At 55.4% G+C, this 502-nt stretch carries 1 protein-coding gene and 1 pseudogene; both read right to left on the reverse strand.

Annotation, left to right across the window (positions count from 1 at the left end; genetic code table 11):
- Positions 1-161: imidazolonepropionase-like domain-containing protein (locus AC0L23_RS40035; protein ID WP_473358431.1), on the reverse strand; the 161-nt coding region annotated here is incomplete at its 3' end.
- Positions 162-261: 100 nt separating this feature from the next.
- A pseudogene (locus tag AC0L23_RS40040) lies at positions 262-502 on the reverse strand (hypothetical protein); the annotation flags it as partial.

Consider the following 502-nt stretch of genomic DNA (forward strand, 5'->3'; position numbering starts at 1 on the left):
TCGGTGGCATGCTCATGAAGTGCATTTGGGAGAGCATCGCGTCGGCCGACCCATGCGATACGTCCACTTTCTACCGCGACCGCCCCGTTCTCAACGATTCCGTAGCCCTCCTCGTCCGCCATCGTTGCCAGGTGACCGTTGACCCAGATTGCATCCCACATCGTTTCACTCCTAGTCACTCAAAGCTGATGTTGCGGCGCTTGGCGGCTGCATGAACACAGTAAGGAAGCGGTAAATTGATAGTCGGACGCTTGCGCGAACTTACACGCCCATAGCTTCAATTTCGCGCTCATAGCGCACCACTATTGGCTCTACCTTGTTGCGTCCAAGGTAGCTTCCTTGCTGGGAGCATTTCACCACGTAGTAAGCGGCTTTGAGACGCTTGTCTTCATAGGTAGCGAGAGCCTCATCAACATCGCTTGTTCCGGCAAAGACATCTCGCAGAACTCGCGAGTCAATGAGCGCTTGGCCGGCACCCTGCGCAAGATCAGGAACTGGTGGA

It is taken from the genome of Bradyrhizobium sp. MI1.4, assembly GCF_055811315.1.